The sequence below is a fragment of the Halovibrio sp. HP20-59 genome (assembly GCF_033052795.2).
Lineage (GTDB): Bacteria > Pseudomonadota > Gammaproteobacteria > Pseudomonadales > Halomonadaceae > Vreelandella.
In genome coordinates this window covers 1-290 of the sequence record NZ_JAWJUW020000074.1, presented here as the reverse complement: position 1 = coordinate 290, position 290 = coordinate 1, and the positions used below count along the sequence as shown (strand labels likewise).

General features: G+C 52.1%; 1 protein-coding gene. It reads left to right on the top strand.

Translation table 11 applies throughout. From position 1 onward, the window contains the following. Positions 1-93 precede the first annotated feature (93 nt). On the top strand, positions 94-290 hold a 197-nt coding region (locus RZA33_RS19435), incomplete at its 3' end, for a transposase (protein WP_317509679.1).

Sequence of the window (290 nt, the reverse complement as noted above, 5' to 3'; positions counted from 1 at the left end):
TAGGGCCTGTTGACGTTTTGAGGGATAGCATTGGCAGGATAGGGGCAAACTCGCAGAATACAGGTTCCGACACCAACAAACTGCGAGCTTGCCATGCCCCGACTGATGCTCACGGATGAACACTGGTCGAAGCTAAAACCTATCCTGCTTCAACAACGTATCTATGACAAGGCTGACCTGCGGATGACGGTAGAAGGCATACTTTACCGAATCCGTACCGGCTGCCAGTGGCGCGATTTACCCGACGACTTTGGGCACTGGAATACGGTCTATAAGCGCTTTAACGCTTG